The sequence below is a fragment of the Clostridioides sp. ZZV15-6383 genome (assembly GCF_020657735.1).
GTDB lineage: Bacteria > Bacillota > Clostridia > Peptostreptococcales > Peptostreptococcaceae > Clostridioides > Clostridioides difficile_D.
This window is the reverse complement of record NZ_JAGWCV010000010.1, coordinates 85,880-93,530: the sequence shown is the minus strand read 5'-3', so window position 1 is coordinate 93,530 and position 7,651 is coordinate 85,880. Positions and strand designations below refer to the sequence as shown.

General features: G+C 28.3%; 7 protein-coding genes. All 7 read left to right on the top strand.

Translation table 11 applies throughout. From position 1 onward, the window contains the following. Positions 1-552 precede the first annotated feature (552 nt). The 7 genes from KGF42_RS06135 to KGF42_RS06105 all read left to right on the top strand — a co-directional run bounded on the left by KGF42_RS06135 (position 553) and on the right by KGF42_RS06105 (position 7,649). The gene (locus tag KGF42_RS06135) at positions 553-915 is read left to right on the top strand and encodes a response regulator (RefSeq protein WP_227825971.1); all 363 of its coding nucleotides are present in this window, start codon (positions 553-555) and stop codon (positions 913-915) included. Positions 916-950: 35 nt separating this feature from the next. Continuing rightward, on the top strand, positions 951-1,598 hold the full coding sequence (locus tag KGF42_RS20200; RefSeq protein ID WP_311315305.1) for a chemotaxis protein CheC: 648 nt from the start codon (positions 951-953) through the stop codon (positions 1,596-1,598). Next, positions 1,595-2,080 carry a chemotaxis protein CheD gene (locus KGF42_RS06125; RefSeq protein WP_227820828.1) on the top strand — a complete coding sequence of 162 codons (486 nt, stop codon included), beginning with the start codon at positions 1,595-1,597 and terminating at the stop codon, positions 2,078-2,080. Before KGF42_RS20200 ends, KGF42_RS06125 begins: the two co-directional genes overlap by 4 nt. 42 nt (positions 2,081-2,122) lie before the next feature. Then, complete coding sequence (locus KGF42_RS06120) at positions 2,123-2,641, top strand: chemotaxis protein CheW (RefSeq protein ID WP_227820829.1); 519 nt, start codon at positions 2,123-2,125, stop codon at positions 2,639-2,641. 136 nt (positions 2,642-2,777) lie between these two features. Beyond that, entirely contained in the window at positions 2,778-3,737 is a 960-nt protein-coding gene (locus KGF42_RS06115) for a diguanylate cyclase (protein WP_227820830.1), read from the top strand. A gap of 25 nt (positions 3,738-3,762) precedes the next feature. Further along, complete coding sequence (locus tag KGF42_RS06110; protein WP_227820831.1) at positions 3,763-5,466, top strand: methyl-accepting chemotaxis protein; 1,704 nt, start codon at positions 3,763-3,765, stop codon at positions 5,464-5,466. 56 nt (positions 5,467-5,522) lie between these two features. Further along, complete coding sequence (locus tag KGF42_RS06105; protein WP_227825970.1) at positions 5,523-7,649, top strand: chemotaxis protein CheA; 2,127 nt, start codon at positions 5,523-5,525, stop codon at positions 7,647-7,649. Positions 7,650-7,651: the final 2 nt, after the last annotated feature.

Genomic DNA, 7,651 nt, shown 5'->3' with positions numbered 1-7,651 from the left:
ATGTATAGTAGTATAAATATTTATAACTAATAAATATTTATACTACTATACATGTTTTTATATAACTAAATAGGCAAGTAACTATCTATTAGAGATTAAGTAAGTGAGCCACTAGATATTAGAGGAGTAAAAGAGCTTGCCATTAAGTATTTAAAGTAGTATAAAGGGTTATTTTCATTTTTGGTAAATTACAAACTCGATATATTATAAAAATTAATATACTGAAATGATTTTAATTAATCTGAAAATTATTTTTTATAAAAATATAAAAAGATATAAGCGATATTAATTTGATTACTTTTGACAACTTTTTATGTTTTTATACAATTATATTTTTAATAACTCGTCAAAATGCCAAACATATATTACAATAGAGATATAAGTTTTTTTATTGACAAATTGTGTTAAGATGGTTGAATATAATATGGCATAAATAATTACTTTTATTTATCAATGAAATGTATTTATTGTGTAGCGAAAAATAGTCAGATAGTATAGACAATAACTGAAAATAAAAGCATTTATTGTTGTACATATGGAGGAGTTAGTTTTATGGAAAATAAAATTTTGATAGTAGATGATGCTATTTTTATGAGGATGATGATTAAAGAAGCTCTGAGTAAAAGTGGCTATAATAATTTAGTAGAAGCAAATGATGGAGAAGAAGCTTGTAATATATTTAAAGATGAAAAGCCTGATTTAATGTTACTTGACATTACAATGCCGAAAAAAGATGGTTTAGAGGTGCTAAGAGAAGTAAAAAAGTTAGATTCAAATGCTAAGGTTGTGATGTGTTCTGCAATAGGACAAGATAATATGATTGTAGAAGCTATAAAACTTGGAGCGTTAGATTTTATAGTGAAGCCCTTTAAAACAGATACATTAGTCAAAGTTGTAAATAATGCCTTAAAATAAAAATGTAAGTATACACCTGATATAGTGAAAAGTACATAAATGAAACAATAAAGGGAGGGGTTTATATTATAAATTATTTAGAACTTGATGATGCTCATATAGATGCACTTAGAGAAATTGGTAATATAGGCTCTGGGAATGCAATTACTGCACTTGCATCCATGATAAATAGTAATATAGAAGTATTAATACCTATGGTCAAGATACTTGAATATAATGAAGCGACAAATCTGCTTGGCGGTCCAGAAAACAAAGTAGTATGTATTTTACTTGATATGAAAGGCGATATTGATGGAATGTTTATATTTTTGTTGGACGAATCAATAACTCAACTCATGTTAAGTTATCTTTTTAATAAAGAAGAAGCTCTTTTGGACGAGATTGAAGAAATTGAAATTTCAGCAATTAAAGAAATAGGAAATATAATGGCAAGCTCATATATAAATGCTATTGCATCTATGTTAAACATGACTATAAGTATATCAGTTCCAGATATATGTATTGATATGGTTGGAGCTGTCTTAAATGTACCTATGATAAGATTTTCAGATGTGGGTGATAAAGTTTTATTTATAGAAAATAAGTTTAAAATGAGTGATAATTATTTTACTAGCCACATTTTGATGATTCCAGAAATGGGCTCACTTAGAGAAATATTAGTGAGATTGGGATTAGAAGTATGAATAGAGAAATAGTAGTAAACATTGCAGATATGAAGATAGCCTATAGACCAAATGTTTTGGTTACTTATGCACTTGGTTCTTGTGTAGGAGTCTGTTTGATAGATAAAGTAGCAGGAATTGGTGGAATGTTACATGTTATGTTGCCATATAGTAAAGATGCTATCAACATTGAAAATAAGTATAAATTTGCTGATACAGGAATAAATGAACTCATTAAGTCTATGGAAAATATAGGTGCAAATAGAATATATATAAAAGCAAAAATTGCTGGGGGAGCTAAGATGTTTTTAGGAAATAGCAATTCATCAATTGCAAGTATAGGATATAGAAATGTTGAAGCAGTAAAAAAAACTCTTTTAGGACTAAATATTCCAATAGTAGCAGAGGACACAGGTATGAATTATGGAAGGACAATACGTTTTTATATTGAAACAGGCGAATTAATTGTAGATTCAATAAATAAAGGTAAAAAGAAAATATAACATAGATTTTATAGAGAATATATTTTAGGTGGGAGGTATTAAATGAGATTTCCAGATGACCCATATTTAGATTATAAGTTAGTTGATGAAGGAATTAAGTATCTAAAATTTAAAGTAGATGAGCAAGATTTTGGGATTGAACTTGAAAATGTAATAGAAATTATTGGAAATCAAGAAATTATATTTATTCCAGAACTACCTACATATTCTAAAGGTATAATAAATCTAAGAGGAAAAATTATTCCAATAATAGATATGCGTTTGAGACTTAAAAAAAATGATTTAATTATTACCAATTGTACGTATATAGTAGTAATTGAAATAAAAGATTTAGTAGTTGGATTTGTGGTTGATAAAGTTGATGAGATAATAAGTTTAGAAAAAAGTCAAATATCACTTCCACCAAGGGTTACTCTCGAATATTCAGATTATTTTGTAAGCGGTATTGGAGAATTAGATAGTAAAATAATTACTTTACTAGATTTAGAGAAACTTTTGACCGATAAAGACGAAATTTTAATAGACAAAGTAATTAATGAATATAATTGTACTATCATATAGTACAAGGGTATAACTAATAAGATTACTATAAAAATATTATGAAGGGAATATATGGAAATATAGTGGTATAATTATTAAGTACAAAAATTTTAAGCTATTAAAATTTGAATATATTATGTTTAAGAGAGGTTTGTATATGGAAAATAAGCAACAAGGAACAATTTTAGTTGTTGATGATAGTGTTTTAATGTGTGACTTAGTAGATAAAGCACTTACAAAAGATAATTTTAATGTGAAGAAAGCATTTAATGCAATAGAGGCAAAAGAGTTTCTTGAAGAATTTATACCAGACATTATTTTGCTTGATATAATTTTACCAGATAACTCTGGTTTTGATTTTTGTAAGGTCGTGAAATCTAATGTTCGCACAGCAGATATACCTATAATCTTTATAACTTCAAAAAATGCAGATACAGATATAGTAAGGGGATTTGGAGTAGGTGCAATAGATTATATGGTAAAACCTTTTAGTATGACAGAATTAAAAGCTCGTATTATGGCTCATCTTGAAGTAAAGAAATCTCAAGATAAATTAAAAAAGATAAATAAAGAACTAGAATCTTCTCTTGAAAAATTGAATAGACTCGTTGTAAGAGATTATCTTACAGGTCTTTACAATAGACGACACATAATTAATCAGCTTATGGAGCAAAGAAAAATTAATCAGTATAAGGGAACATCAATATCACTTATTCTTGGAGATATTGATGACTTTAAGGTTATTAATGATACTTATGGGCATGATGCAGGGGATTTTGTGTTGACAGTAATATCAAGTATAATAAAAAAGAATTGTAGACAAATTGACACTGTATCAAGATGGGGTGGAGAAGAGTTTTTGATAATGCTTACAAATACTTCGATAGAAGATGCTAAAGTCCTTTCAGAAAGAATTCGTAAAGAGGTAAAGGAATTTGACTTCAAGTATAAAGAAAATAAAATAAAAAGTACTATTACGTTAGGGGTAGTAGAAGTAAACTCAAATATATCCTTAGAAGAAAACATATCCTTAGCGGATAAAGCTATGTATGAGGGCAAAAGTTTAGGAAAAGATTGTAGTGTAGTAAGTACAATGAAAGGATTAAAGAAGATATAAACTTATTTTATAAAGGAGTACAAGTATGAAAAGAGAAGTAAGGCTTTCTAAATTAGCAATTCTATTGCTGATTATAATAGTATTGGCTGTTCTAGCAGGAATTTTTTCTTCTATTTCATCTTATAAAGCATTTGAAAAAGTGGAAAAAAGTATTAGTGATATGAATAATTTGAGGACTCAAAGTCAGTATATAAAAGATGCAACTAGAGAAGTAAGTGATGTATTAAGAAGATACGTTTTTACAGGTGAAAAAAAGGATAAAGATATTTATGAAAAAGAATTATATGGAAAAACAAGAGAGTCAGCTTTAAACAAGTTGGAAAGAATTGGTCTCACAAAGAGTGAGTCAAATAAAATCTTAGAAGCAAAAGAAATATCAGATTCTTTGGTTCCAACAGAACAAAGTGCTATAAAGGCAGTCGAAAGTAATGACAAGAGTACGGCTCAAAGTATAATTTTTGGTAGTGGTTATATAAACTCTCAAGAAAGAATGGATTCTTTAATAAATGAATTTCAAGAGGATATAGTTAATCGCTCAAATGCCGAAATTGTAGAAGTAAAAAAAGAATTGCAAAGTCTAATATTAAGAACAATATTTATACTTTCTCTATTGATGATACTAACAATAATAGAATATATAGTAATAAAATTAAAGATAGTGATTCCTATTAATAAAGTAGAAGAACACTTTTCAAGAATTGCATCTGGAGACTTAAGAACAAGTATAGATGTTGAAGAAAGTAAATCTGAAATAGGAATGTTGGTAGGTTCTGTTAAAAAGATGCAAAGTATGCTTTTAAATTATATAGACCTTATAGATAGTACGTTGACTAGTATTGCAAAAGGAGATTTAAGAGTAGAGATAGACCAAGAATTCATTGGAGATTTTAAATCAATTAAAAAATCTTTAGAAAGTATAATAAACTCTTTCAATAGTGATTTTTCTGAAATAAACTTATCAGCAGAGCAAGTTGCAAGTGCATCAGAACAGGTTGCAGCAGGTGCACAAGCTCTTTCACAGGGTGCTACTGAACAAGCTAGTTCAGTAGAAGAATTAGCTTCCACAATTAATGAAATATCAGATGGAATTAAGAAATGTGCAGATAGTGCTAGCCTTGCATGTGAGGTATCTGACCAATCAGCGTTACAAGTTGGTTTTGGAAGTAGATGTATGGATGATATGATGACATCAATGGGCGAAATAAGTGAAAAGTCGAGTGAAATATCAAAAATAATCAAAACAATAGATGAGATAGCATTCCAAACTAATATTCTTGCATTAAATGCAGCTGTTGAAGCAGCAAGAGCAGGTCAATATGGTAGAGGATTTGCAGTTGTAGCAGATGAAGTTAGGTCTTTGGCTGGTAAAAGTGCAAAAGCAGCTCAAAATACAGCGATTCTCATAGAAGAAGCTATTAAAACAGTAGAAAATGGTGTCAAAATTGCTAAAGAGACTGCAAATGCGTTGGATTTAGTAGTCAATGGTGTAGAAAAAACTACTAATTATATTAATGGGATTTCTTCTTCTGTACATAGTCAAGAAGTAGCAATTACACAGATTTTATCTGGAATAGAGCAAATTTCTATAGTAGTCCAAATGAACTCAGCAACAGCAGAGGAAAGTGCCGCAGCTTCAGAAGAGATGTCTGCTCAAGCACAAATTTTAAAAGAACTCGTAGAAAAATTTCATCTAAAAGAAAGTGAGATAAGAGAATCATCATGGATTTAAATTATGAAATGCTATATGGAAAATAGAAAATTATTTGTAGACCGTAGGTGATGAATATGAATTATATTGAACCGAGTATGAGACCAATGTTAGATATGTTTATATTTGAGACAAGTCTATTACTTGAACAATTAGATGAAATTATGATTCAAACAGAAAAAGAGAAAACATTTAGCCATAACAATATTAATGAAACTTTTAGAATAATGCATACGATAAAAGGTTCAGCGTCTATGATGGGGTTAGACAATATAGCTGCTCTAGCACATAGTGTAGAAGATTTGTTTTATGTCATACGTGAAGGAAAAATAGAAGTTTTAGACAATGACTTATTATTTGATTTAGTTTTTCAAGCTTTGGATTTTATAAAATGTGATATAGGTAAGTTACAATCAGGAGATTGTATATCTTCTAATTACTTTAATTTTATCAAAGGAATTGAAGACTATGTAAATACTTTAGAGTTATCAAATTCTATGAAATCAAAAGATAATATAAGTTTAGAAAGTACAGATGAGAAAGAAATTGTCGATTTAATTTTTTCATATAAAGAAGATTCTGATATAGTAAAAATAATCTTTGAACAAGGTTGTATGATGGAAAATGTAAGAGCTTTTATGCTTATTTTTGAACTTAGAGATTACTGTGAATTTCTAGAATTTTATCCTAAAGATGTAGAAACAAATGCAGAATCAGCAGAATATATTAAAAATCATGGATTTTATTTACAGTTTATTGCTAAAGATGATAGAATAATGGTTTATAGAACCATACAAGATAATATATATGTAAAAGAATATATAAATATCAGTAAAAAAGAAATAGAAATAAAAAATACATTAGATAATGATGAAGTAGAAAATAAATTAAAAGATAATAATGAGATAAGTATAAAGTATCAAAATAACTATATAAAAGAAGATGAATTACAAGAAGATATTTTAAATGAAAAAATTGACATAGAAAAAAATAATCTAAATGAAGAAAATGAACACTTGCCAATAAGTAAGCAGAGTATTATGAGTGTAAATTTAGAAAAATTAGATTTGCTTCAGAATATAGTTGGAGAAATTGTAATTATGGAATCAATGGTTGTAAATAGCGTAAATTCTACAGGTGTTGATATAGACCATTTTAATAAGGCAACAAGACAATTGCATAAACTTACAGATGAATTGCAGGATATAGTAATGTCAATGCGTATGATTCAAATTGATGGTGTATTTCAAAAAATGCACAGAATTGTACGAGATATGAATAAAAAGTTAGATAAAAATGTAGAGTTGATAACTATAGGAGCAGAGACAGAAGTAGATAAGAGTGTAATTGACAATTTAGCAGAACCCTTTATGCATCTTATAAGAAATGCTATGGACCATGCAATAGAGCCTATTGAAGAGCGTATAGCTAAAGGAAAAGAAAAAGTAGGAAAGATATTTTTATCTGCTGAAAATTTAGGTGGAGAAGCTGTGATAAGTATTTCAGATGATGGCAGAGGTCTTATGAAAGATAAGATTTTAGCAAAAGCTAAGCAACAAGGTATTCTTAAACATCAAAGCAGTGAATATACTGATGACGAGGTCAATTCTTTGATTATGACACCAGGTTTTTCTACAAAAGAATCTATAACTGAATTTTCTGGTAGAGGAGTAGGCATGGACATTGTCCGTAAAAGTATTGAAAAGGTTGGAGGCTCAATTGAAGTAAGAAGTAAACAAGATGAAGGCACAACATTTACTATAAAAATACCACTGACTCTTTCTATAGTAGAGGGTATGGAGTTTAAAGTTGGAGATTCACTATTTACTTTACCAATATCATCAATAAGGAGAACATTTAAGCTTACAGATTTAAATCAGATAATTGCAGAAAGTAATAAAACAGAGTTAATTATGATATATGGAGCATGTATTCCTATTATAAGGTTACATAAAATATATAATATTCAAACAGAGGTAACCAATTTGATGCATGGAAATATGATAATTATTGAAAATGAACGTAAAGCAGCATGTATTTTTGTTGATGAAATAATAGGAAATCAACAAGTTGTTGTAAAACCATTTCCAGTTTATTTTAACCGATTCAACATAAAAAATAATGGTTTATCAGGATGTACAATACTTGGAGATGGAAGTATAAGCTTAATTATAGATGCAGATAACATTATGGAAATATATTAGGG

Bases quoted from the DNA above. Each gene is read 5' to 3' on its own strand.
- KGF42_RS06125 (WP_227820828.1), top strand. From the start codon at position 1,595: ATGAATAGAGAAATAGTAGTAAACATTGCAGATATGAAGATAGCCTAT.
- KGF42_RS06110 (WP_227820831.1), top strand. From the start codon at position 3,763: ATGAAAAGAGAAGTAAGGCTTTCTAAATTAGCAATTCTATTGCTGATT.
- KGF42_RS06120 (WP_227820829.1), top strand. From the start codon at position 2,123: ATGAGATTTCCAGATGACCCATATTTAGATTATAAGTTAGTTGATGAA.
- KGF42_RS06105 (WP_227825970.1), top strand. From the start codon at position 5,523: ATGAATTATATTGAACCGAGTATGAGACCAATGTTAGATATGTTTATA.
- KGF42_RS06135 (WP_227825971.1), top strand. From the start codon at position 553: ATGGAAAATAAAATTTTGATAGTAGATGATGCTATTTTTATGAGGATG.
- KGF42_RS06115 (WP_227820830.1), top strand. From the start codon at position 2,778: ATGGAAAATAAGCAACAAGGAACAATTTTAGTTGTTGATGATAGTGTT.